Source organism: Collinsella sp. AM31-2AC (assembly GCF_003469285.1).
Classification (GTDB): domain Bacteria; phylum Actinomycetota; class Coriobacteriia; order Coriobacteriales; family Coriobacteriaceae; genus Collinsella; species Collinsella aerofaciens_AT.
On record NZ_QSJB01000027.1, the window covers coordinates 1 to 22,169 of the forward strand.

The window sequence follows — 22,169 nt, forward strand, 5'->3', positions numbered from 1 at the left end:
CGTTGTCCCTCCAACAGGAGTTCGCCGACTTCGCTGCCGAGGCGGACAAATCGCAATTTGCACTTGAGCAAGAGGTCGACGCCCTTTCCGCAGAGCGCGACGCCCTTCTAAACCGATTCCTCGCGTGATACGTTCCTCCCATCCATATCGGGATGGGAGGAACTGATGCACACGACGGTCGAAATAGCAAACGCGGTTCTCACAAAAATGCAGGCACTCGTTAGCGGCGAAGTGCTTTCGTATCTCGAGAGCGTCCTTATGAGCGAACTCAGGGGCATCGAACTTGAAGTGAACGCGCTCAGCAATGTCGAAGACGAGGCCTCAAAGTACATGGAGCGATTCCTCGCAGCCAAAACCATCGAGGGATGCTCGCCTAAGACCATCAGGTACTACAAGGCCACACTTACAAGGGCGCTCGAAGCAATCAAAAAACCAATTATCCGGATTAGTTCAGATGACTTACGAACATACCTGAGCGAATATCCCATAGGTAATAACGCGGGGAGCATCACCGTCGACAACGTCAGGCGCATCCTGTCGTCATTCTTCTCTTGGCTTGAAGACGAGAACCATATACTCAAAAGCCCTGCACGACGCATTAAAAAGATTCGCTCAAAGAGAACGGTCAAGTCCGTATATTCTGATGAAGAACTTATAGCCCTCACAGACGCCTGTTCTTGCAAGAGGGATCTGGCAATCATCAACCTTCTTAGTTCAACAGGGATGAGAATAGGCGAACTCGTCTCGCTCAATCGAGAAGACGTTGATCTAAATCGGCGAGAGTGCATTGTACTCGGAAAGGGCAACAAAGAGAGAGTCGTCTATTTTGATGCAACTACAAAGCTGCACCTAAACAACTACCTGCAAGAACGCAGCGATAACGTCGCCGCGCTATTCTGTAGTCTCACAAAGCCGAGTTCCAGGCTGCAAGTAAGCGGAGTCGAGCTCCGCCTTCGCTCCTTGGGAACAAAAGCAGGCGTCAAACACGTCCACCCACATAAGTTCAGGAGAACGCTGGCCACCAAAGCAATTGGAAAAGGAATGCCCATCGAGCAGGTGCAGAAGCTGCTTGGCCATCAAAAGATTGACACAACGTTGATGTACGCAATGGTCGATCAGGACAACGTAAGGGACTCTCACAGAAGGTATATCTGTTAAGTCAAATCACGGTTTGTAGAGGTATTTGGCGATCCGGTCGATGGTAAAAAATGGCCTTTCGTTAGGCTTGAAGACCTCTGTACCAAGTTGGGTTCCGGAGCAACACCACGAGGCGGCAAAACGGCATACAAGGCCGAAGGTGTTCCGCTGGTCAGAAGTATGAATGTTCACAACGGTCGTTTCGTGTGGAAGGACCTTGCTTGTATTGATGATGAACAAGCCGCAAAACTAGAAGGCGTCACGCTGATGAAGGGTGACGTGCTTCTGAATATTACTGGCGCTTCGGTTGCTCGTTCATGTCTTTTGCCGGATGAATTGGCTGGTGGACGTGTTAATCAGCATGTCTCAATTGTCAGAGTCGACCAAAAACGGATGCTACCGGTGCTATTGAACACGGTGCTGATCAGTGATTCGTATCAGAGACTCCTGCTAAACGGCTCAAGAGCGGCTGGAGCAACAAGGGAGGCAATTACCAAAGAAGATCTAAAGAGAATGACGGTTCCCTTGCCTCCCCTTGAGCTTCAGCAAGAGTTCGCCGACTTCGTCGCCCAGGTCGACAAATCGCAATTTATCATCCACCAAGATCTTCACGGCTTTTGAAAAGACAGATAGTTACATGTCCAACGCTACAGAAGCCCGAGGACCGTCGCCTTTGATAGCATCTCGTAGGCTCGCGGATATGTCTCTTTGTCGCGCTCGGCCATAAATGCCCAGTTCGCCGTCACGTCAGCCGCTCTCACCATAGCCACCTTGGAGGAGTCGACATAGGAGACTGGAATCTTGGGCAGCCAGTCGCTAAATACAGGAGGGTAGGAAGTCTGCCACGTTGGATTGAACATGCGCAGCTCAGCTCCTCATCAATCGATTCTGCCAGGTTGTACTTTCCGTCGATCGAAGTCGAATGCTCGTCAACCACAACAGAAACCGCGTCAACCTCACTCGCGGCAATTCCCTGAAGCCTCAGCGCGTCAACGATGCCGGACTTCACGCCACGCTTTAGAGCGTAGTCAAGATACCTTTGCTTGCGCCTTTTCGAGCTTGAATTCTCAGAGCAAGTGCAACACCTCTGAGTAGTGGACCTCGTAGGGCGTCCTGAACCCCAGGCGTTTGTGGGGCCTGCGGTTGATGGCATCGTACACCCGCTCGACCTCCTCGTCCGAGACCGCAGAGAAGCCGGTCCCCTTCGGGAAGTACTCGCGCAACAGACCGTCTGTGTTTAGTCAAGCCTGATTTTCGGTTTGGGGCTGCGGTGGAAATCCTGGTCCTCTTTTGATCCAGGATTTCCACCGCAGCCCCAACCCGTAAATTGAACGCTATCAAACACAGATGCCGTCGCGAAGTCGATGTCGCGCGTGACGCGGCCGTCGGGGATGCGCGCGAGCAGCCCGCTTCCGCCCTTGAGGATGAACCGGCCGTCGGGGTTGCTGAACACCCTGCACAGGAACCGGTCGCGCAAAGCCCGACGACAGCCGTCCCCAGGGTCACCGCCCCTGTCGCGAACGACCCTCTTCAGGGCCCTGTCGAGCTGACCGCCGTTCTCGTACGTCATTCTTCCCGCCTCCTAGCTAACGAACCGCACAGGCTGGCCCCCGCCGGCATCCCGGCTTTTGCCCCCCTCGCGTCGATTTTCTCCCTCAGCGTGCCCTCGTCTTCGACGAGGCCCCTTTCGAGCGCGTCCGCGAGCACGTTCGCGACCAGGCTCAGCTCCTCCCCGGAGTCTATCAGGTCCACCACCGTGAGCCAGGGCCTCGTCGCCGGGATGTCCGAGACGATCGCCACGTCCTTCGGGTCGAGGCGGCGCTTCCTGATGATCAGGTTCGGGCGCTTAGTCTGCTTTCTCTCGGGCGTGCAGAACTCGTAGGGCGAGGGGCTGACCTCGCCGATGCCGTAGAGCCATGCAGCCGTCCCCCCCCCATGGCGACGGGCACGCCCTCGCCCGCGATGTCGCCGGGGCGCCTCCCCGGGTCGATCGACAGTCAGGCCGCGAGGACGTTCTCCTCCCGCGTGCTCGGCGAGCCGCCCATGCGGTAGGCGCCCTTCGCGAGCCTCTCTATGTTGCCGAGCCCTTCCAGCCTCGAGAGCGCGCACCACTCGACGCCGAGCACCTTCGCCTGCGCAGACGTGAAGAGCCCCCTTTGGGAAGAGGCGATATCGTTGGTGGCTCGTATGGCCTCGATTAGTTTCATGCTTGCATTGTAGCAAGTATTGCAACAATGCAAGCAAATATACTCAGTTTGCGCGACGCAATTTGGCGGCATTCGAGGTTGCAGATACTGCGAAAACCGATTCTGCGTATTTATATTCCTGTTTGTTGACCCGAGCAAACGCAATTGAAAAGGGCTTGAATCCGCCATGCAGTTTCAACTCAGTTTCAGCCTTGCGGAATCGGCCTCCAGGGGACCCGAATTGTGCACTATTCCCGCAGGGCCCTATTTTCCCGTACCGCCCAGTAGGGGCATGCGGAATAATTGGGCCGTTTCCCCAGGTAGGCATGCAAAAAGGAAGCCTCAGAACCAGAAAGTTCGGAGGCCGCTGTTCCCACTATTTCGCTGGTGGCCTTGCTCTATGGCGACGCCGAAACAGCATCAGGCGGTACTCGGCAGCACCAAAATGCGAGCTCAGAAGCCAGTTCCCGCTATTCCCACTCAATGACTAGGGCCCTGGTGTAATTGGCTGGATCACCGTTCCGGGAACCGGTATCGACCTACCTGTCCGCCGAGCTCTTTCTTCAGCTCCAGCCTAGTATCTGATTCGCGCCGTTATAAGCGAAAACCGAAGAGATGCGTCTTAGCCAAGAAAAGAAGGTTAGCCTCATCTTACTGCATGATTCGTGTGTTATAGTTAGATGGCTCTAACTGTTTGGGGGCGACAGCCATGCACGAACGCGAGGGTTTCTGGGACAAGAACGCCGGTCGGTATGACCGTTTCATGCGAAACGACCGGGCGGCGTATGAGAAGATGTATGGGCTGATCCGGCCGGTAGTGAAAGCAAAAACCGTACTGGAGGTCGCCACCGGCACGGGGCTTATCGCAAAGAGCATCGTGAATGCGGCGGCGCACATCGAGGCTACGGACGCCTCTGCAAAGATGATCCTTGAAGCGAAGCGGGACAATCAATCCGCAAAGCTGCACTTTTCCGTACAAGATATGTTCCGCCTGCCCTATGCACGGAAGTCCTTCGAAGTGGTGATCGTGTCCAACGCGCTTCACATAGTGCCGCATCCGGAAAAGGCCCTGCAAGAAATCAGGCAGGTGCTGAAGGACGACGGCGTGCTCATCGCGCCAACCTTCACCCACGCGGGGAACTCGGTTTCCGGCAAGGCAAAAGCCTTTTTCATGAGCATGGCGGGATTCCCCCTCCACAGCAGGTGGACAAGCGAGGAATACCTACGTTTCCTGCGTCAAAACGGCTGGGCGGTGCAGAAAAGCGCGGTGCTGAAGGCCTCGTTCCCGTTGACCTATGCGGAATGCACGAAATCGGAGGGGCCAGATGTCGTTCTTTGAAAACACCCGCAAGCCCGTGGGCCTCGGCGGAAAACTTATGGTTGCCATGATGAACCTGGGCCACAGCCCTGTGGCGCGGTGGGGACTTCGATTTCTACGACTTGCGCCAAACGCCAAGGTGCTAGATTGCGGCTGCGGCGGCGGGGCAAACATAAAACGGCTGCTGAAAAAATGCCCGTATGGCGTCGTCAAGGGCATCGACTATTCGCCCGTCAGCGTGGAGAAGGCTAGAAAGCTCAACCGAACTGCAATTCAGGAGGGGCGTTGCGCCGTCTTGCAAGGCAGTGTGGCGGATATGGCGTTTGATGATAGCTACTTCGATGCTGCCACGGCCTTTGAGACCGTCTATTTTTGGCCTGATTTGCCCCGATGCTTCCGCGAGGTCTGGCGGACGCTGAAGCCAGGCGGGACAATTCTTATCTGCAACGAGAGCAATGGCGATACGGACAAGGACGAGAGGTGGACGCAGATCATCGGCGGCATGACCATCTACAAGGACATTGAATTAAAGGCATGTCTGGAGCGGGCGGGTTTTCACGAGGTGCAGATACACAAAAAGAAAAAGTGGCTCTGCGTCACGGCGCGGAAGTAGGGGCATCAAGCACGGGTATTTTTGCATCCATCCTGCACATGGCGATAGGCATGACGGTCATAGCGGCTATGCTGGCGGCAATTATGACAGTTTTTATTCACTGAGGAAGAAACCTATGAAATGTAAAATTGAGAAAAACACCGTGCAGGAGACGCTGATCCTCCCGCTGTATTCCCGGAAGCTGTGTACGGAGTTGTACCCGAACCTTTACAGGGATGAAACAGCGGTTCGTCTGCTCGACCAGATCGACTACGACTTTTCAGAGGCAGAGAAAAACTCCCGCAGCCTGATGCAGCGCTTTGGTGCGCTGGAGGTGGCCACACGGCAGAGTGATCTTGCTTTCGAGGTGCGGGATTACCTGAAAGACCACCCCAATGCGGCGGTGGTCAATCTGGGCTGCGGGCTGGACAACACCGGCAGAACCTGCGACAACGGTAGATGCAAGATCTACAATCTGGACTTCCCGGATGTGATTGCCTTGCGGCAGCAGCTGCTGCCCGCCGGGGATCGAGAACAAAATATCCCCTGCGACCTGAAAGACACCGCATGGTTTAGCAAAATCGATGCCTCCCGCGGGGCGGTGTTCTTTGCCTCCGGGGTGTTCTATTACTTTCTGACCCAGCAGGTCCGGGAACTGGTGCGGGGGATGGCGGACGCTTTCCCCGGCAGTGTGCTGGTCTTTGATGCTGCCAATCGGACGGCGGTAAAGATGATCGCAAAAACATGGCTTAAGACTGCAAAAATCAAGGATGTGGGGGCATATTTTGCGGTTTCGGATGCCGCCAAGGAAATCGGCACGTGGGACAGCCGTCTGCAGGTCACAAGTCGCGGCTATATGCTGGGCTACAACGATTTGAGAGACCCTTCTGTCAGCGGCTTTTTCCGGCTTCTCGCAAGGGTCGGTGACAACGGGATGAAAATGCAAATCGTGAAAATTGGATTTTAAAAGGCAAAAATGAAGCCCATTCACTTTGACGTTGAAGAAGGCGGCTTTTACGGCACATATTGGGCGTGCAAGGACACACATACAGCAGCGGACACGGATTCGATTGAAACCGTGCCCGCTATCTAATACTATATTATTTTATAGAACGTATGTTCTATTCCCACTCGATCGTCGCGGGCGGCTTGGACGTGATGTCGTAGCATACGCGGTTGGCGCCAGGGACCTCGGCAACGATGCGGCCGGAGATGCGGGCCAGGACGTCGTAGGGCAGCTTGGCCCAGTCGGCGGTCATGGCGTCGCTGGACTCCACGGCGCGCAAGATGATCGGGCGCTGATAGGTGCGCTCGTCGCCCATAACGCCGACGGACTTGATGTCGGGCAGGACCGCGAAATACTGCCAGCAGCTGTGCTCGGAGTTGCGCTCGCCGGTCTGCTCAAACAGACGCTGGTTATAGGCGTCGAGCTCCTCGCGCACGATGGCGTCGGCATTCTTGAGGATCTCGAGCTTCTCCTTGTCGACCGCGCCGATGATGCGGATGGCCAGACCCGGGCCCGGGAAAGGCTGGCGGAACACGATGTTACCCGGCAGGCCCAGCGCCAGACCAAGTGCACGGACCTCGTCCTTAAAGAAGTGGTCGAGCGGCTCGATGAGGTCGAAGTGCACGCCCTCGGGGAACGGGATCAGGTTGTGGTGGCTCTTGATGGTGGCCGTCTTGCCGCCCGTCTTGCGAGCGCCGGACTCGATGATGTCGGGGTAGATGGTGCCCTGAGCCAAGTACTTGACCGGCTTGCCGTCGCACTCGAGCTGCTGCGCCACGGCGAAGAACTCTTTCCAGAACTGCGTACCGATGATGCGGCGCTTCTCCTCGGGCTCGGTCACGCCGGCCAGAAGCTCGGCATAACGGTCCTCGGCGTGGACGTGGATAAAGTCGACGTCAAACTGCTTGGTGAAGACCTCCTCCACCTGCTCGGGCTCGCCCTTGCGCAAAAGGCCGTGGTTGATGAACACGCAGGTCATCTGCTTGCCCACGGCGCGGGCGCCCAGCGCAGCCACGACAGAGGAGTCGACGCCGCCGGACAGGGCCAGAATCACGCGGTCGTCGCCGACCTTCTCGCGAAACTCGGCCGTCATGGTCTCGACCAGGTTGTCCATGCTCCAGTTGGGCTCCAGGCCGCAGATCTCAAACAGGAAGTTGCTCAGCAGCTGCTGACCGTACTCGGAGTGCTTGACCTCGGGGTGGAACTGCGTGGTGAAAATCTTGCGCTCGACGCACTCCATGGCGGCAACCGGGCATACGTCGGTGCTGGCGGTAACGGTAAAGCCCTCGGGCACCTCGGAAACGGCGTCGCGATGGCTCATCCACACGGTCTGCTCCATAGGCGTGGAGTTAAAGAGCTTGGCGCCGGCAGTGCGCGTAATAGTGGCGCGGCCGTACTCGCCCACCTCGGAGTGGCCGACCTTGCCGCCGAGCGTCACGGCCGTGATCTGATGGCCGTAGCAGAAGCCCAGGACGGGAAGGCCCAGGTCAAAGATGGCAGGATCGATGGACGGAGCGCCCTCGGCGTATACGGAGGCCGGGCCGCCAGAAAGGATGAGCGCAGAGGCGTTCATCTCGCGAATCTCATCGGCCGAGATGTCGCAGGGAACGATCTCGGAATACACGTTGAGGTCGCGGACGCGACGGGCAATGAGCTGACCGTACTGCGCACCAAAGTCGAGTACGAGGACCTTTGCGGAAGCCTTTTGATCCATGGTTTCCCCCTCTTGTTGGCGGGGAGCCGGTGCCCACCCGCGTGAATGAACGAAAATAACTTTCATAGTGTACACGTTATATGGGGTTTCTCGTCCCTCGCAGCCATCAGCGCACGGCAAACGCACGACCGGGGCCCTATTTGACGGCGATTGAAGTGTTACCAAACGTTACAGATGATGTAATACGTTTGAACATTGGACGCCCTGTGCCACAATACTGCCGAACGACTCCGCCTCTGCGGCGGCAAATACGATAGGAATACCAGCATGAAGCGCATCCTTCTCATCGCCACGGGCGGCACCATCGCATCGACCGAGGACGGCAATGGCCTCTCCCCCGCCCTGACCGGTGAGGAGCTCGCCCAGAGCGTCCCCGAGATCTCGGGCCTCTGCGAGCTCGACGTCGTGCAGCCCATGAACATCGACAGCACCAATATGCGCCCCAGTGACTGGATGCGTATCCGCGACGTCATCGTCGAGGGTTATGCCGACCACGACGGCTTCGTGATTCTGCACGGTACCGACACCATGAGCTACACCGCGGCAGCGCTTTCCTACCTGATTCAGGACAGCCCCAAGCCCATCGTGCTCACCGGCTCGCAAAAGCCCATGGGCAATCCCTTTACCGACGCCAAGCTCAACCTGTACCAGAGCCTGCTCTATGCGCTCGACGAGCACTCGCACGATGTCTCGATTGTGTTTGGCGGCGTCGCCATTGCCGGCACGCGCGCCCGCAAGCAGCGTACCATGAGCTTTAACGCGTTCATTAGCGTCAACTATCCGCCCATTGCCTATATCCGCAACGACCGCATCGTTCGCAACGGACTCCATGGCACTCACCAGAACGAGAACCCGGTTCGTTTCTACGACAGCATCGACCCGCGCGTATTTGTACTCAAGCTTACGCCCGGCGTAAACCCGGGTATCCTGGACGCCCTTGCCGATAGCTACGACGCCGTGATTCTGGAGACCTTTGGCATTGGCGGTATCCCCGAGTTTGGTGAGTCGGGCGAGTCGTTCCAAGAGGCAATTTTCCGCTGGGTCGATTCGGGCCGCACCGTCGTTATGACCACGCAGGTCCCCGAAGAGGGCCTCGATCTGGGCGTTTATGAGGTCGGCCGTGCTTACGCCGATCATCCGGGCATTCTGCGCGGCGACGATATGACAACCGAGACGCTCGTGGCCAAAACCATGTGGGCACTCGGCCAATCGCGCGATGCCGCCGAGATCCAGCGCCTGTTCTACAGCCAAGTCAACCACGACCGCATCCCGATGGCGTAATTCAGTTGTCGACGGGTATCCCCTATTCGATACCCTCGAGAAGCTCTGACACCGTCATGCCAAGCGCGGGCGCAAGTTTAAATAGAATCTCGAGCGTACTGTTTGCCTTTCCGCTTTCGATTTGGTCGAGATAAGGTCGGCTGATTCCAACCGCCACGCAAAAATCGACCTTGGAGATACCAAGGGCCTTGCGCGTCTGCTCGACTCGCTCGCCAAGAATCTGTTTCGCATGTTCATTCATGCAGACGAGTTTGAAATGGAGCAAAACAAAAACGTAAACTATAGTTTACGTTTTGCCGAATACACAGGAGTTTTCTATGTCGGGTTCTTCGGTCCGCATGTGCCGAACCACGCTGCGCACAAACAGCGCACCGCCCAAGCTCGTCGTCGTTGAAGCAGAATGCCTTTCGCCCGATGAGCGCACGGCATTTGCATTGCTATCAAGTCGCGTCGCCGCCGTTCTGGTCCCTTGCCCGGCGCAAGGTGAACTTGCCATCCAATGCCAAGCGCACAGCTGCTCGCTCAATCAGGCTGCCGTAATCGCAACCAGCCAACGCGGCCTGCCGCTCCTTTTAGAAGCCGGTATCGCGCTCGCCCTTCGCGGCGCCGGATACGAAAACGAGGCCGCCGCCGACATGGTCTTTAAACCACGATCGAGCGGCGGCCTCGCAGCAGCCATTGAATTTGCTTGTAGGCTCGTTGCCTAAAGGTGCAACCTAAAAGCCAAAGCCCGTTCCGGTAATAGCCGAGTACATAAAGTAAACGTTAATCACGTTGAGGAACACACCCGTGATGCAGCCGTTTCGCAGGTAGCGCTCGCACACGATGCGCGCCATGGCGGCGGAGTCATCATTGTTTTTAGCCTGACGTCCTGCCGTAAAGTACGTCGCCACGCTCAGCAGCAGGTTGAGCACCGGCAGCGCCAGCAGCTCGTAGCTCTTGCCCCAGCGCGTCACCTCACCGGCGGCATTAAACTTTGTTGCCACCTCGGGACCAATGTTGGGGATAACACACGCTGCGACCACCAACGGAATCACCGCAAGTATGAGCAGCGCAATGCCCATGTAGCCAGCTTTTTTGCCGTATTTAAACATATGCGTCGCCTTTACACGTTAAAGCGGAAGTGCACGACGTCGCCATCGGCCATGACATAGTCCTTGCCCTCAATACGCAGCTTGCCGGCAGCCTTGGCGCCCTGCTCGCCACCGAGCTCGATGTAGTCGTCGTAACCAATGACCTCGGCCTTAATAAAGCCGCGCTCAAAATCGGTGTGGATGACGCCGGCGGCCTGCGGGGCAGTCGCGCCCTGGCGAACCGTCCAGGCCTTGACCTCCATCTCGCCAGCCGTAAAGAACGACTGCAGACCAAGCAGCTTGTAGGCAGCCTGCGCGAGCACGTCCAGGCCAGGCTGCTCCAGGCCCAAGCTCTCCAGGTAGTCGGCCGCATCCTCGGGATCGAGCTCGGAAAGCTCGGCCTCAATCTTGGCGCAGATCGGCAGCGGCTTGACGCCATCGATGGGCGCCAGGTCCTCGTTGAGCATATCCTCGTCCACGTTGGCCACATACAGGATGGGCTTCATGGTGAGCAGGAACAGGCCCTTGGCGGCGGCGCGCTCCTCGTCGGTCATCTCCATGGACGCGGCGCGCTTGCCCTCGTTGAGCCAGTCGAGCAGGCGCTTGGCGACCTCGAACTTGGGCATGAGCTCCTTGTCGCGCTTGGCCTCCTTCTCGAGCTTGGGCAGCTGCTTCTCGAGCGTGCCCATATCGGCCAGGATGAGCTCGGTCATGATGGTGTCGGCATCGCCGGCGGGGTCGACGAACTCGCCCGTGCGGCCCACCTCACGCATGACGTTGGGGTCCTTAAAGTAGCGCACGACCTCGCAAATGGCGTCGGTCTCGCGAATGTTGGCCAGGAACTGGTTACCCAGACCCTCGCCCTCATTAGCTCCCTTCACCAGACCTGCGATGTCGACGAACTCGACCGTCGCCGGCACGATGCGACCCGGGTTAACGATGTCGGCGAGCTTTTGCAGGCGGCTATCGGGCACGTCGACGATACCCACGTTGGGGTCAATCGTGGCGAATGGGTAGTTGGCGGCAAGGCCGGTCTTTTTGGTAAGCGCGGTGAACAGCGTCGACTTGCCCACGTTGGGCAGGCCCACGATACCGATGGAAAGGGACACGACAGCTCCTTTTGGTACAGGCATTTCAAACTGCATAAGTATAGCGCCGCCGCAGCATCTGGGCGAACCCAGACGCCACGGCGGCACGAATGAAGCAGAGATAGAGGTCGCTGACTAGTCCGCGAGCTTTTCCACCTGGTCGAGCATCTTGTCAAGCTTGGCCTTTGCCTCGGCCTTGACCTTCTCAGCTTCTTCGTGAGCCTTCGCCTTCTGGGCGGCCTTTTCCTCGGCTTCGGGATCGACGACGACCAGATTGGACGCGTCGTGCTCAACCAACTTGAGCGCATGCTCAGGGCACACCTTGACGCAGGCACCGCAGCCCAAGCAATACGTGGACTCCAGTGCAAAGCGGCCGCTTCCCACCAGATCGCAGGCGAACGTGGGGCACACATTGACGCACTCGCCGCACGACGTGCACTTGTCAAAATCGCATTCCGGCGTGCTCACCTGCATGTTCTGGGCAAGCTCGGGGTGGTTTTGCAACGTCGAGAGTACCAGCTGGCGCCCGTGCGTAAGCGTACGGCGACGTTTTGCCGTCGTGGCGCCGCACATGGTATTGAGCGTGCGCTCCAGCTGGGTAATCTGATGGCGATGGGCTTTGAGCTTCTGCGTCACCGAGGCCAGTGCCGCAGTCGCCGGGTTGAGTTTAGTCACGGTTAGGCCCGTGGTGCGGGCGATCTTTTCCATGTACTCCTTGCGCTCGTACTCGCGGCGCTTATGACATTTGAGGCTCTTGGGGTCGACCTCCAGGCCCATGCCCGTACCGGCCCACTCCTCGGCGGTGGCGATGGCCTCGCCCAGAATATCCTCGCCACCGGTGTTGCGGCACTTATCGCACACGCCCAACGGCAGGTACACGCTCACGTTGGGATAGTCCGCCAGCACCGAGAACCAGGTCTCGGCCGTAATATCGCCCACGCAGGCGACGACGACCTCGTTTTCGCGCGGCATGCGCTTAAGGGCGCGCGTGCAGGTGACGTAGGCGGTCTCGTGGCTCGTAGCAGCAGAGACGATGTCGTCATACAGGTTTTTGGGCGCCAAGCGCGGCGAGATGATCGCCTCGGTCGGACAGGCAGCGGCGCACAGGCCGCACTTGCGACAGGAGTCGAGGATCTCGATGGCGTCTTCCTCGACCTCGATAGCGTTGACCGGGCACACGTCCATGCACGCGGTGCAGCCGCTCTTTTCGTTTTTGCAGGTCAGACACGGAATGGTGTTGCCACGCGGACGCTCCTTGTAGTCGGCAGGATTCCACTGCGGCGCCGACGGATCGAGCGCATCGGTCACGCCGCCAAGCGGGTTTTTAAGAAAGTCGAAACCCTTGCTGATCTCGATAATGTCATCAAATAGATCGTGTTCCTGCGCCATGCGCGGCCCCTCCCTGAGCAGTGCAAACAAGCAAGAGATAATGATACGCTATCGGCGCGGGCCTCGGGCAAATTACACGCGGAGCACCTTTGCGGCAAATAGCCTATGGCCTATCGCCGCCCCGATTGCACAAGGTCGATCAAGCGCCAAACTATGCCTCGCGCATGAGCTCGACGAGCTTTTGCTTGGTCACCTTGGCCTGCTCGTTGGCCATATTGCGTTCGTTTCTAAAGGCCGCATCCGCAACGCTCATCAGGTCGGCATCGGAAATCTCGCCAAGGCCCAGCTCCTCGAGCGTCGTCGGCAGACCGACGCGCTGACAAAACTCGAGCACCTGTTCAAGCTCGGGCGCACGCTCCAGACGAAGCTGGACCACCAGACCAAACGCCACGGCCTCGCCGTGCATGGCCTTGCACTCGGGCAGAATCGTCAGACCGTTGGCGATGGCATGCGCCAACGCCAAGCCACCGCTCTCAAAGCCAACGCCCGAAAGCAGGATGTTGCACTCGATCAGGCGCTCAACCGCCGGCGATGTACGCCCCTTTTTGAGATCGCGCTTGGCAGCGACGCCGCATTCCATAAGCGTATCGTAGCAGGCACGTGCCGCGACCAGTGCCAAGTGCCCCGGCGCGCCACCGTGCTCGTTCGCGCCGTGCGCCGCGGCGCACGAACGCGCCTCAAAGTACGTTGCCAGCGCGTCGCCCATACCGGCGACCGTCATGCGCAGCGGGGCCGCCGCGACCACGTTGGTATCGACCACGACCAGGTCCGGATTCTTCTCGAGCATCAGATAGCGATCGAACGACCCATCCTCGTGATACAGCACCGAAATCGCGCTGCACGGACCGTCCATCGAAGCCGCCGTGGGGCATACACACAACGGCAGCTCAGCATAAAACGCAACGGCCTTTGCGATATCGAGCATCTTGCCGCCGCCAATGCCCACCACCATGTCGCAATACTCGGCCTGGGCTTCCTTGGCCATTTCGACAACGGCATCTTCCGTACACGGACCGTTGTAAATCTTAAAGAACGGCTCGCTTAGATCTTCATCCAGAAATCCATCGACGATCTGCCTGCACAGCCGATCCTCGGTGCCCTGGTCAAACAAGACATAGGCAGCGCAGCCCAACCATGACAAATACCTGCCCTGACGCGAAAGTTCGCCCGGCCCCTGAACATACCGGCCGGGACCGCCATAAACCATAGGAAGCGCCATACGAGAATCCGCCCTTCATCAAACACCGATTGGTGCAAAGTAACCTGACCCCTTTGCACCATAGCAAAAAGGGGCAAAGCCATCTGTTGGCTTTGCCCCTTCCTTAGCTTAGTTTACTCATCCATAAGGTAGTAGTGGCCCAGCGCGTCGGCACCCAGGATGGCGTTTGCGACCATCTCGGGCGTCACCTCAAACGGCATGTTGCACATGGTGTCCTCGGGCGCGCACGCGGCCTCGGCAACAATCATGGCCTTCTCGCGCGTAACCTCGGCAACGCCAAGCTCCTTCATCGTGACCGGCAGGCCCAGCTCAATGCAGAAGCCCAAGACTTCCTCGAGTTTCTCAGTCGGAGCATCCTCGAGTACCAGCTGGACGATGGTGCCAAAGGCGACCTTCTCGCCGTGATACATGCCGTGGCACTCGGGCAGCATCGTCAGGCCATTGTGGACGGCATGAGCAGCAGCAAGGCCCGAGCTCTCAAAGCCAATGCCGGAGAGCAGCGTGTTGGCCTCGATGATATGCTCGACGGCAGGCGTGAGCGCACCCTTCTCCAGCGCGACCTTGGCCTTGACGCCATCGGCCATAAGCGTCTCGTAGCAGAGCTTGGCGAGCGCCAGACCGGCCATGCCGCCCTTGCCGCCAGCGCAGGTGCCACCGTCGGCATCATGCGTCGCCTGGGCCTCGAAGTAGGTTGCGAGCGCATCGCCCATACCGGAAACCGTCAGGCGCACCGGGCTCGCCGCGATAACCGTCGTATCCATCAGGACAATGTTGGGGTTTGCCTTAAGGAAGAGATATTTATCGAACTGGCCATCGTCGGTGTAGAGCACCGAAAGCGCCGAACACGGGGCATCGGTCGAAGCAATGGTGGGGCAAATGATAACCGGGGACTCCAGGTAATAGGCGACGGCCTTCGCGGTGTCGAGGATCTTGCCGCCACCGACGCCGACGATGATGTCGCAACCGTTGTCGCGAGCGAGCGCAACCAGGCGATCGACCTCGCCCTTGGAGCACTCGCCGTTAAAGTCCTCAAACAGCAGCTCGGCCTTAGCCTCGGCAAAACCGCCCTCGATCTTGGCGCCGACGCGCTTCTTGCCCGAAGGCGTCACGATGACGAGGGCCTTAGCGCCGAGCGGCTCGACATAAGAACCGAGCTTGGCCAGCTCGTCCGGGCCCTGGATATACTTGCTGGGGCTATTGAAAATTGCAGCCATAACTATCCCATTCTCTAAAAAAGAAAGGGGCTCCGTACAGATACGTGCGGAGCCCCTCGTTACGATAACAAGAGTCGATTAGAAATCGATGTCGGTGTCGTAGTAGCAGGCCTTGAGGATCTTCTCGAAGTCGGCAGCCTTGGTCTCACGCGGGTTCTCGGGCGTGCAGGCGTCGGTCTCGGCGTTCGCGGCGATCTCGGGCAGCTTGGCGAGGAACTCCTCCTCGGAAACCATCTGCGGGTTCTCGGCGTCAACCTTCACGCCGCCATTCGCGTAATCCTTGATGGACTGCGGAATGTTGAGCTGGTCGTTGAGGTCGCGGATCTTCTGGACGAGCGCAGCGATGAGCTCCTCGTTGGTCTCGCCGGGAAGGTGCAGGATCTCCTTGGCCACGTAAGCGTAACGCTCGGCAGCACGCGGGTCCTTGGAGTTCCACTGGATGACCTTGCCCAGGTACATGGCGTTAGCAGCACCGTGGATGATGTGGCCGTTCTCGAAGGCAGCACCGGTCTTGTGAGCCATGGAGTGAACGATGCCGAGCAGGCCCGAGGAGAAGGCGATACCGGCGATGCACTGAGCCTCGTGCATGTGCTGACGGGCCTCATGGTCGCCAGCATAGGACTTGGGCAGCCACTCGACGATCTCGCGGATGCCGTGCAGGGCGTTGGCGTCGGTGAACATAGAGGCGCAGGTGGAAACGTAGGCCTCCATGCAGTGGGTCAGAGCATCCATGCCGGTGTGAGCGCACAGCTTGGCGGGCATGGTGTAGGTGAGCTCGGGGTCGACGATGGCGACATCAGGGGTGATGTTGAAGTCGGCCAGCGGGTACTTGATGCCCTTGGCGTAGTCGGTAATGACGGAGAACGCGGTGACCTCGGTAGCGGTGCCGGAGGTAGAGGAGATGGCGCAGAAATGAGCCTTCTGACGCAGCTCGGGGAAGCTGAACGGCTGGATGATGTTATCGAAGGACTCCTCGGGATACTCGTAGAAGACCCACATGGCCTTAGCGGCATCGATGGGCGAGCCGCCACCGATGGCGATAATCCAGTCGGGCTCGAACTCGCGCATGGCCTCGGCGCCCTTCATGACCGTCTCGATGGACGGGTCGGACTCGACGCCCTCGAACAGCTTGACCTCGAAACCGCCTTCCTTAAGGTCGTTCTCGACGTCCTGCAGGAACCCGCCGCGGCGCATAGAGCTGCCGCCAGAAACGATGATGGCCTTCTTGCCCTTGAGGTTCTTCACCTCGTGGCGAGCGCCCTCACCAAAGTACAGATCGCGAGGATTGGTAAAACGTCCCATACTGTGCCTCCTAAACAAGCCCCTCTTAGACTTGCGTATATAACGGAGCACCCGATTGGCTCCGTTAGGACCGTTTTGCGCGTTGCCGGCGATGACAATGCGCGATGTCTAAACGTCTCAACGCTCAGACAAACACTATTCTACCGTTCTGGTTGGTCAGTTATTCACCTAAAGCCGACAATGATGAAACGTTTTTTCTATCCCTGAAGGCCCTTGTGGGGCATTCATACTCCCAAGCTGGGCAAACGTTTTATCAAGGTTGACCACATATCCCGGGCAGGACGGTGCTCCTCCAAAATGTGCCCCGTTCGCCGCCAAAAATCGACCGTTTGCGGCACCGTGATACCACTCGGTCGTCCAAGGTGCCGACATTTGTGCGACATCCGTCTTCGTGGTGCAAAGGTGCAAGTCCAAGTGCGGCACCCCCGGTGTGCCACATGCGGGTAAACTAGAACCTTATATAGAGACATTTGAACCCTAACCGCAGCAAAGGAGGCCCCATGGCATTCGATCCCATTCAAGAGGATTGCCATCGCCTCGTTCTTGAGGCCTTGCGCCGCGACAATATCCCGCTCACCGACGGTGCCGCCGTAGAGCGTCTGATGGAACAATTCACCCGCAACCCTGCACCGCTCATCGTGCACGACCGCGACCGCGCCGGGCACCTCATTGCCAAGGTGGTCGAGGCTGTCGACTACCGCATCCCCTTTATCCCCGACGACGCCCAGGCAGAGCAAGAAGAAGCCGCAGCCGAGAACATGCTCCGCGAGGCAGCCGCGCTCGATCCGACCAACTGGGATGCCCAGCGCATGCTGACGGCGCTCACCGCCGAATCCAACGAGGAATACGTACAGTACCTGGTGTCCAAGTGCGATGAAGTCGAGCATGACCTGGCGCTCAAGATCGCCTCGGCTCAGGACCCCTACGAGCGCGAGGCCGCTGGCGACCTCGCGCGCCGCCCCTATCTGCGCTGGCTTGCCGCCTTGGCATCGCGCGCCCTCATTAGCGGCCGCTATCGCATGTCGCTCGAAGCCGCAAATCGCAGCTTGGACTTTGCGCCCAACGACCCCGCTGGTGTCCGCCACACCGCGATGCTCGCCATGGCAAAACTCGAATACCCCGCCGAGGAGCTCAAGCGCTTTCGCTCCGCTCACTCCGTGCCGTACCTCGCGAATACCCCGCTGCGTCGCCGCCCCAAAGATGCGGAGCGTGACTTGGACCCATGGACGCTCATCGCGCTGATGAGCGCTGCTTGGCGCGAGCTGGACTACGAGGGCGCCGAGCACTACTTGCGCATCCTTGCGCGCTCGTGTCCGCACGCAGCCGAGGCGCTCTACTTCCAAACCGAGTTTCCCGATGGCGTCTATGCCCGCGTCAACGTGGGTGCAGGCTCCACCGACGAGCTTGTCCTTGCGCTGTCCGAGGCGACGCCGGTACTGCAGGAGGGCCTGGGCGCCCCCGACAACGCCAGCTTTGCCGCCTGGATCGCCACCAACGACATCGTGCGCTCCCAGATCGACGAGCGCATCCTGCGCGCGGCCGAGCAGGGGCTTCCATTTAAGGGAGGGGACCTCTAATGGATCCGAGCGTCTACATCCCCGCCTACCTGGAGCGCACCTATCTGGCGTCGCACCCCGAGCTCACCGATGCAGCACGCGAGCTTGTCCATAACGACATTAGCGCGAATCCTCAAAAGTATGCGCAGGCCGAGCATGCCCAGGCACTGCTGTCCTATGCCGGCGCTCATCGCCACCTGCTCGACGAGCTCCATCGCATCGAGGACATGGGCAGCGACGAGGAGTTTGAGCAGACGCGCAACCGCCTGTTCGACGACATGCGCGACGAGCTGCTCAAGATCGTCCGCGTCGATGCGCTGGCCGTCGACGCGCAGCTGCTCGCCATCATCCTGGCCGACACGCCCGTTGACGCCTGCCTGGGCGACCTGATGAAGCTCGAGGCGACCACGGCCGATTACCTGCAGCAAAGCGTGCCCGGGTTCGACATGGAAGCCCCGCACTACTGGGCCAATAATGTTTTGGCCAACGGTGTCACCGCAGCAGACCTTACCGTGAGCGAGCCGGCTCTTATCGGGTGGCTTCACACACTCGAGGCCATCTCGCAGCTGTGCATGGCGAGCGCTCGTTACCGCGCCGCCGCCAACTATGCTCGCCGCGTTCTTAAGGCGGAAGGCTATCCCACCCGGGCCGCCGGCACCGTGCTGCTCGCCCTCGCCCGCCTAGAAGACCAGGACGGCTTTTTTGCCCTGGCCCACCAGCTCGAGGAGCAGATGGGAGCCGATGCACTCGAGAACTCTCCTTGGTACCTGCTCGCCCGCACGATCTTGCTGTTCAAAACGAACAAGATGCGCCCGGCGACGCGTGCGCTGCGTGAGTTCGCTAACCGCTGCGAGGGCGGCGCGTTCTTCTTGCTGAATCCCATGTACCAGACACCGTACCTTCCCTGCCGGCCCGAGCCACGCGATCCCTGGGATCTTTCGCACCAGGCCGTTTGGGAAGCGGACGGCATCATCTCGGACACTCCAGACTTTGCCCCCTGGGCCAATGCCTGCGAAGACGTGTCGCAGCTTGCCCAGGAATTTGCGCGCCGCTACGGCTTTTAGCGACGCGATCGCCCCGACCATGTCATTCACGTTAGGAACGACTTCATGAACTTCCGCTCATCTCTCGCCTGCACCTCGAGCGATATCGCCCGCTGGGGGCTGCGCTCTATCCTTAAGCGCCAGGGCGGCGTACTCCCCGGCCGCATCGCCATGAAGATCGACCCCGAGTTGCTGAGCGACCTCGCCGGCCTTGTCGACCGCAGCGTGGTGATTACCGGTACTAATGGCAAGACCACCACCTCCAACCTCATCGCCGACGCCGTTGCCGCCAGCGGCGCCACCGTGGTGTGCAACCGTGCTGGCAACAACATGGAGCCGGGCGTGGTGGGCGCGTTGCTCGAGGCGCGCGGCAACCTTAAGCGAACGGCCAGCGGCAAGCGCGTGGGCGTTTTTGAGTGCGACGAGCTCTACACCGTACGCGTTCTGCCCAAGCTCAAACCGACGTACTTTGTGCTGCTCAACCTGTTCCGAGACCAGCTAGACCGCTACGGCGAGATCGACCATACCCAAGACGTCATCGCCCATGCGTTGGAGCTCTCTCCGGCAACGACGCTCATTTACAACGCAGACGACCCGCTTTGTGCCGCAATCGCCGCGCGCGTTCCCAATGCAAGCATCGCCTTTGGCATCGACGGCGCCACGGGCACCGAGTCCGACCGCATTAGCGACTCGCGTTTTTGCTCGCAGTGCAACGCCCCGCTGGAATACGACTATGTGCAGTACGGACAGCTGGGCGCCTATCATTGCCCTTCGTGCGGCTGGGGTCGCCCCGCGCTGCTCCGCCGCGTGACGGGCGTTGAGCTCGGCTGCGACGGCTACGGCTTTGACCTGGCCTTTGGACCTGAGGCCAACGCGCCCGCCGTGCACATCGCCACGCGCTACAACGGCCTGTACATGGTCTATAACGTCGCCGCCGCCTTCTTTGCGGCGCACGAGCTGGGCGTGGACGCGGCGCACCTGCAGCCCACGCTTAATGCCTACGTGCCCGCCGGCGGACGCATGGGCCGCTGGGATATTGCCGGCCGCACCGTCGAGGCCAACCTGGCCAAGAATCCCGTGGGCTTCGATCGCCAGATCCAGTCCATTAAAACGGCAGGTGGCAGGCTCTGCGCCTTCTTCCTAAACGATAACGATGCCGACGGCCACGATGTCTCGTGGATCTACGATGTCGACTTCGAGCGCATCGCCGACACGCCGGGTCTTGTCGCCTTTGCCGGAGGCACGCGTGCGCACGACATGCAGGTACGCCTCAAGTACGCCGGCATCGATGCCGCGATTATCTCGGACATCGCGCAGGCGATCGGTGCCGTGGCAGACGAGGCCGCCGATGACACCTTCTACGCCGTCGCCAACTACACGGCCTTCCCGCCGCTGGTCAAAGAACTCGACGGGCTGAAGGGTGCCGATGCAGCCACGGTTGCTGCCCGCGCCGTAGTCCGTGCCGACGGCAGCGCTCTTCCTGTCGGCATCGCGCCGGTCGAGCTTTCGCGTCCCCTGCGCATCGTCTACCTGTATCCCGATGCCCTTAACCTCTACGGTGACGGCGGCAATGTTATCGCGCTCGAGCGCCGCTGCGCCTGGCGTGGCATTCCCGTGCGCGTGGACGAGGTCCGCATGGGCGAGACGCTTGATTTGGCCGATGCCGATATCGTCATGATGGGCGGCGGCTCCGACCGCGACCAGCTAGCCGTGGCACACGAGTTGCTCGCCCAAAAAGACAAGGTCGCGGCCTATGTTGAGGTTGGCGGCACACTGCTTGCCATCTGTGGCAGCTATCAGCTGCTCGGCCGTTCGTACTATATGGGCGAGGATCGCATTGAGGGTCTGGGCGTCATTGCCGCCGAGACTGTGCGCGGCTCCGACCGCCTGATCGGCAATGTCGCCGTCACGACCGACCTGGCGCCCGAGCCCTTTGTGGGATTCGAGAACCACGGCGGCCGCACCCTGCTCGACGCAGAGGCGATGCCGCTCGGAACGTCCGTCGTCGCGGGCACCGGCAACAACGGCGACGATGGCTTTGCGGGCCTGATCTACAAGGGCGTCATCGGCACGTATCTACACGGACCGGCACTGCCCAAGAACCCCGAGCTTGCCGACTGGCTCATTACCCACGCCCTCGAGCGCCGCGGCGATGCGCAGGCCACAGCCCTGCTGCCGCTCAAGCCCCTCGACGACACCTACGAGCACGCCGCTCACGATGCCGCCATGAAGCTCCTCCCCTAGCACCCCACCACGACGAAAGAGGCAGGCGCCTTTGTGGTGGTTTTGACCCGCCACGGTAGTTTGTCTCGATCTGTAACATCTAGACCGTTAAAAGTCGTTGTACTGTTACAGATTGAGACGTTCGTCCCGACGCCCGTCGTTTGTCTCGATCTGTAACAGGTAGAGCCGATTTACCCACTCAGATGTTACAGATTGAGATATTTGAAAATCGGGATAGAGAGTCGGCTCCTGTGTGGTGGTTTTCCAGTTTGCCAACGATATACGCGCCGGCAAAAAAGTCTGCTATACTCTTTCCCGCTGTCCCCATCGTCTAGCGGCCAAGGACGCCACCCTTTCAAGGTGGATATCGCGGGTTCGAATCCCGCTGGGGGCACCATTTAAATTGAGAAGCCCGTTGCCCTCGCGGTGGCGGGCTTTTTGCTACCGATATGCCGGGATTCGAACCCGACAGGGTGCGGAGCTGAGGAAACGCGCAAGCGTTTTCCGGCGCAGCACGCAAGGAGCGGAGCGACGCAGCGAAAGCGGGCGGCGCCAGCCGCACGCGGACATCCCGCTGGGGGCACCACAGAATCTGAGAAGCCCGTTACCAATTCGGTAGCGGGCTTTTTGCTACCCATACGCCGGGATTCGAACCCGACAGCATAAATCACACTGTCGTCCAAGGGCCCGTGGGCAAAAAATAGCAAATATGAGTACTGTTACCAATTTAGTAACAGCGATTTCATGCCATCAGAAGGCAATTTGGACGCCAGGCGGGTAGCGTGCAGAGATGTGGTGTAAGAGGCGGGGCATGCCCCGCCTCCGCCC

Annotated in this window: 21 protein-coding genes, 1 tRNA gene and 2 pseudogenes; 11 read left to right on the forward strand and 13 right to left on the reverse strand. The window is 59.4% G+C overall.

The window, feature by feature from the left end:
- Positions 1-165 precede the first annotated feature (165 nt).
- Positions 166-1,158 (forward strand): site-specific tyrosine recombinase/integron integrase, encoded by a 993-nt coding sequence (xerA, locus tag DW796_RS09750; RefSeq protein WP_117818001.1) that lies wholly within the window; start codon positions 166-168, stop codon positions 1,156-1,158.
- Between the two features lie 57 nt (positions 1,159-1,215).
- Positions 1,216-1,758 (forward strand): annotated as a pseudogene (locus tag DW796_RS09755) (restriction endonuclease subunit S); the annotation flags it as partial.
- Between the two features lie 26 nt (positions 1,759-1,784).
- On the opposite strand, the gene DW796_RS10480 reads toward DW796_RS09755, so the two are convergent.
- The 5 genes and pseudogenes from DW796_RS10480 to DW796_RS10485 all read right to left on the reverse strand — a co-directional run bounded on the left by DW796_RS10480 (position 1,785) and on the right by DW796_RS10485 (position 3,344).
- The gene (locus DW796_RS10480) at positions 1,785-1,997 is read right to left on the reverse strand and encodes a hypothetical protein (RefSeq protein WP_118095095.1); all 213 of its coding nucleotides are present in this window, start codon (positions 1,995-1,997) and stop codon (positions 1,785-1,787) included.
- A gap of 207 nt (positions 1,998-2,204) precedes the next feature.
- Positions 2,205-2,375 (reverse strand): annotated as a pseudogene (locus tag DW796_RS10690) (IS30 family transposase); the annotation flags it as partial.
- Entirely contained in the window at positions 2,375-2,707 is a 333-nt protein-coding gene (locus DW796_RS09765) for a nucleotidyl transferase AbiEii/AbiGii toxin family protein (protein ID WP_118095097.1), read from the reverse strand. The gene DW796_RS09765 and the pseudogene DW796_RS10690, both read right to left, overlap by 1 nt.
- Positions 2,704-2,937: a hypothetical protein gene (locus DW796_RS09770; RefSeq protein ID WP_118095099.1), complete on the reverse strand. Its 234-nt coding sequence runs from the start codon at positions 2,935-2,937 to the stop codon at positions 2,704-2,706. The genes DW796_RS09765 and DW796_RS09770 overlap by 4 nt, the downstream gene beginning before the upstream one ends.
- A 197-nt stretch (positions 2,938-3,134) precedes the next feature.
- Complete coding sequence (locus DW796_RS10485; RefSeq protein WP_158567726.1) at positions 3,135-3,344, reverse strand: type IV toxin-antitoxin system AbiEi family antitoxin domain-containing protein; 210 nt, start codon at positions 3,342-3,344, stop codon at positions 3,135-3,137.
- Between the two features lie 688 nt (positions 3,345-4,032).
- Between DW796_RS10485 and DW796_RS09780 the strand changes: the two genes are divergently transcribed.
- The 3 genes from DW796_RS09780 to DW796_RS09790 all read left to right on the forward strand — a co-directional run bounded on the left by DW796_RS09780 (position 4,033) and on the right by DW796_RS09790 (position 6,200).
- A complete protein-coding gene (locus tag DW796_RS09780; protein ID WP_118095103.1) occupies positions 4,033-4,662 on the forward strand; it encodes a class I SAM-dependent methyltransferase in 630 nt (209 codons plus the stop codon).
- Positions 4,649-5,254, forward strand: a complete 606-nt coding sequence (locus DW796_RS09785; protein WP_117843342.1) for a class I SAM-dependent methyltransferase — start codon at positions 4,649-4,651, stop codon at positions 5,252-5,254. The genes DW796_RS09780 and DW796_RS09785 overlap by 14 nt, the downstream gene beginning before the upstream one ends.
- A 115-nt stretch (positions 5,255-5,369) precedes the next feature.
- The gene (locus DW796_RS09790) at positions 5,370-6,200 is read left to right on the forward strand and encodes a class I SAM-dependent methyltransferase (protein ID WP_118095105.1); all 831 of its coding nucleotides are present in this window, start codon (positions 5,370-5,372) and stop codon (positions 6,198-6,200) included.
- 154 nt (positions 6,201-6,354) lie between these two features.
- Here DW796_RS09790 and guaA read toward each other — a convergent pair whose 3' ends face one another.
- Positions 6,355-7,953, reverse strand: a complete 1,599-nt coding sequence (guaA, locus tag DW796_RS09795; RefSeq protein ID WP_118095107.1) for a glutamine-hydrolyzing GMP synthase — start codon at positions 7,951-7,953, stop codon at positions 6,355-6,357.
- Positions 7,954-8,220: 267 nt separating this feature from the next.
- On the opposite strand from guaA, the gene DW796_RS09800 reads away from it, so the two are divergent.
- The gene (locus DW796_RS09800) at positions 8,221-9,234 is read left to right on the forward strand and encodes an asparaginase (RefSeq protein ID WP_117786451.1); all 1,014 of its coding nucleotides are present in this window, start codon (positions 8,221-8,223) and stop codon (positions 9,232-9,234) included.
- 22 nt (positions 9,235-9,256) lie between these two features.
- Here the strand turns inward: DW796_RS09800 and DW796_RS09805 are convergent, their stop codons facing one another.
- On the reverse strand, positions 9,257-9,475 hold the full coding sequence (locus DW796_RS09805; RefSeq protein ID WP_118095125.1) for a helix-turn-helix domain-containing protein: 219 nt from the start codon (positions 9,473-9,475) through the stop codon (positions 9,257-9,259).
- 76 nt (positions 9,476-9,551) lie between these two features.
- Between DW796_RS09805 and DW796_RS09810 the strand changes: the two genes are divergently transcribed.
- Positions 9,552-9,941 (forward strand): hypothetical protein, encoded by a 390-nt coding sequence (locus tag DW796_RS09810; protein ID WP_118095109.1) that lies wholly within the window; start codon positions 9,552-9,554, stop codon positions 9,939-9,941.
- 9 nt (positions 9,942-9,950) lie between these two features.
- Here DW796_RS09810 and DW796_RS09815 read toward each other — a convergent pair whose 3' ends face one another.
- From DW796_RS09815 to DW796_RS09840, 6 genes are all read right to left on the reverse strand, one after another.
- Positions 9,951-10,328: a DUF1648 domain-containing protein gene (locus tag DW796_RS09815; protein WP_118095111.1), complete on the reverse strand. Its 378-nt coding sequence runs from the start codon at positions 10,326-10,328 to the stop codon at positions 9,951-9,953.
- Positions 10,329-10,339: 11 nt separating this feature from the next.
- Complete coding sequence (gene ychF / locus DW796_RS09820) at positions 10,340-11,416, reverse strand: redox-regulated ATPase YchF (protein ID WP_118095113.1); 1,077 nt, start codon at positions 11,414-11,416, stop codon at positions 10,340-10,342.
- Between the two features lie 114 nt (positions 11,417-11,530).
- Positions 11,531-12,784, reverse strand: coding sequence for a 4Fe-4S binding protein (locus DW796_RS09825; protein WP_118095115.1), 1,254 nt, complete (start codon positions 12,782-12,784; stop codon positions 11,531-11,533).
- A 151-nt stretch (positions 12,785-12,935) separates the two neighbouring features.
- Positions 12,936-14,003 carry a glycerol dehydrogenase gene (locus DW796_RS09830; protein ID WP_118095117.1) on the reverse strand — a complete coding sequence of 356 codons (1,068 nt, stop codon included), beginning with the start codon at positions 14,001-14,003 and terminating at the stop codon, positions 12,936-12,938.
- Positions 14,004-14,116: 113 nt separating this feature from the next.
- On the reverse strand, positions 14,117-15,217 hold the full coding sequence (locus DW796_RS09835) for a glycerol dehydrogenase (protein ID WP_118095119.1): 1,101 nt from the start codon (positions 15,215-15,217) through the stop codon (positions 14,117-14,119).
- A gap of 78 nt (positions 15,218-15,295) precedes the next feature.
- A complete protein-coding gene (locus DW796_RS09840; RefSeq protein WP_089572776.1) occupies positions 15,296-16,519 on the reverse strand; it encodes an iron-containing alcohol dehydrogenase in 1,224 nt (407 codons plus the stop codon).
- A gap of 500 nt (positions 16,520-17,019) precedes the next feature.
- Between DW796_RS09840 and DW796_RS09845 the strand changes: the two genes are divergently transcribed.
- From DW796_RS09845 to DW796_RS09865, 4 genes are all read left to right on the forward strand, one after another.
- Positions 17,020-18,096, forward strand: coding sequence for a hypothetical protein (locus tag DW796_RS09845; RefSeq protein ID WP_118095121.1), 1,077 nt, complete (start codon positions 17,020-17,022; stop codon positions 18,094-18,096).
- Positions 18,096-19,139, forward strand: coding sequence for a hypothetical protein (locus tag DW796_RS09850; protein ID WP_118095123.1), 1,044 nt, complete (start codon positions 18,096-18,098; stop codon positions 19,137-19,139). Before DW796_RS09845 ends, DW796_RS09850 begins: the two co-directional genes overlap by 1 nt.
- Positions 19,140-19,184: 45 nt before the next feature.
- Entirely contained in the window at positions 19,185-21,362 is a 2,178-nt protein-coding gene (locus tag DW796_RS10565) for a MurT ligase domain-containing protein (protein WP_199579854.1), read from the forward strand.
- Positions 21,363-21,661: 299 nt separating this feature from the next.
- Positions 21,662-21,738 (forward strand) — tRNA-Glu (locus DW796_RS09865).
- The last annotated feature ends 431 nt before the right edge of the window (positions 21,739-22,169 follow it).

What these genes read in the sequence shown, in the direction of transcription:
- DW796_RS09840 (WP_089572776.1), bottom strand. Translation starts at nt 16,519, where the DNA reads ATGGGACGTTTTACCAATCCTCGCGATCTGTACTTTGGTGAGGGCGCT.
- DW796_RS09810 (WP_118095109.1), top strand. Translation starts at nt 9,552, where the DNA reads ATGTCGGGTTCTTCGGTCCGCATGTGCCGAACCACGCTGCGCACAAAC.
- DW796_RS09805 (WP_118095125.1), bottom strand. Translation starts at nt 9,475, where the DNA reads ATGAATGAACATGCGAAACAGATTCTTGGCGAGCGAGTCGAGCAGACG.
- xerA (WP_117818001.1), top strand. Translation starts at nt 166, where the DNA reads ATGCACACGACGGTCGAAATAGCAAACGCGGTTCTCACAAAAATGCAG.
- DW796_RS09780 (WP_118095103.1), top strand. Translation starts at nt 4,033, where the DNA reads ATGCACGAACGCGAGGGTTTCTGGGACAAGAACGCCGGTCGGTATGAC.
- DW796_RS10480 (WP_118095095.1), bottom strand. Translation starts at nt 1,997, where the DNA reads ATGTTCAATCCAACGTGGCAGACTTCCTACCCTCCTGTATTTAGCGAC.
- DW796_RS09825 (WP_118095115.1), bottom strand. Translation starts at nt 12,784, where the DNA reads ATGGCGCAGGAACACGATCTATTTGATGACATTATCGAGATCAGCAAG.
- DW796_RS09850 (WP_118095123.1), top strand. Translation starts at nt 18,096, where the DNA reads ATGGATCCGAGCGTCTACATCCCCGCCTACCTGGAGCGCACCTATCTG.
- DW796_RS09830 (WP_118095117.1), bottom strand. Translation starts at nt 14,003, where the DNA reads ATGGCGCTTCCTATGGTTTATGGCGGTCCCGGCCGGTATGTTCAGGGG.
- DW796_RS09800 (WP_117786451.1), top strand. Translation starts at nt 8,221, where the DNA reads ATGAAGCGCATCCTTCTCATCGCCACGGGCGGCACCATCGCATCGACC.
- DW796_RS09785 (WP_117843342.1), top strand. Translation starts at nt 4,649, where the DNA reads ATGTCGTTCTTTGAAAACACCCGCAAGCCCGTGGGCCTCGGCGGAAAA.
- DW796_RS09790 (WP_118095105.1), top strand. Translation starts at nt 5,370, where the DNA reads ATGAAATGTAAAATTGAGAAAAACACCGTGCAGGAGACGCTGATCCTC.
- guaA (WP_118095107.1), bottom strand. Translation starts at nt 7,953, where the DNA reads ATGGATCAAAAGGCTTCCGCAAAGGTCCTCGTACTCGACTTTGGTGCG.
- DW796_RS09815 (WP_118095111.1), bottom strand. Translation starts at nt 10,328, where the DNA reads ATGTTTAAATACGGCAAAAAAGCTGGCTACATGGGCATTGCGCTGCTC.
- DW796_RS09835 (WP_118095119.1), bottom strand. Translation starts at nt 15,217, where the DNA reads ATGGCTGCAATTTTCAATAGCCCCAGCAAGTATATCCAGGGCCCGGAC.
- DW796_RS09845 (WP_118095121.1), top strand. Translation starts at nt 17,020, where the DNA reads ATGGCATTCGATCCCATTCAAGAGGATTGCCATCGCCTCGTTCTTGAG.
- DW796_RS10565 (WP_199579854.1), top strand. Translation starts at nt 19,185, where the DNA reads ATGAACTTCCGCTCATCTCTCGCCTGCACCTCGAGCGATATCGCCCGC.
- DW796_RS10485 (WP_158567726.1), bottom strand. Translation starts at nt 3,344, where the DNA reads ATGAAACTAATCGAGGCCATACGAGCCACCAACGATATCGCCTCTTCC.
- DW796_RS09765 (WP_118095097.1), bottom strand. Translation starts at nt 2,707, where the DNA reads ATGACGTACGAGAACGGCGGTCAGCTCGACAGGGCCCTGAAGAGGGTC.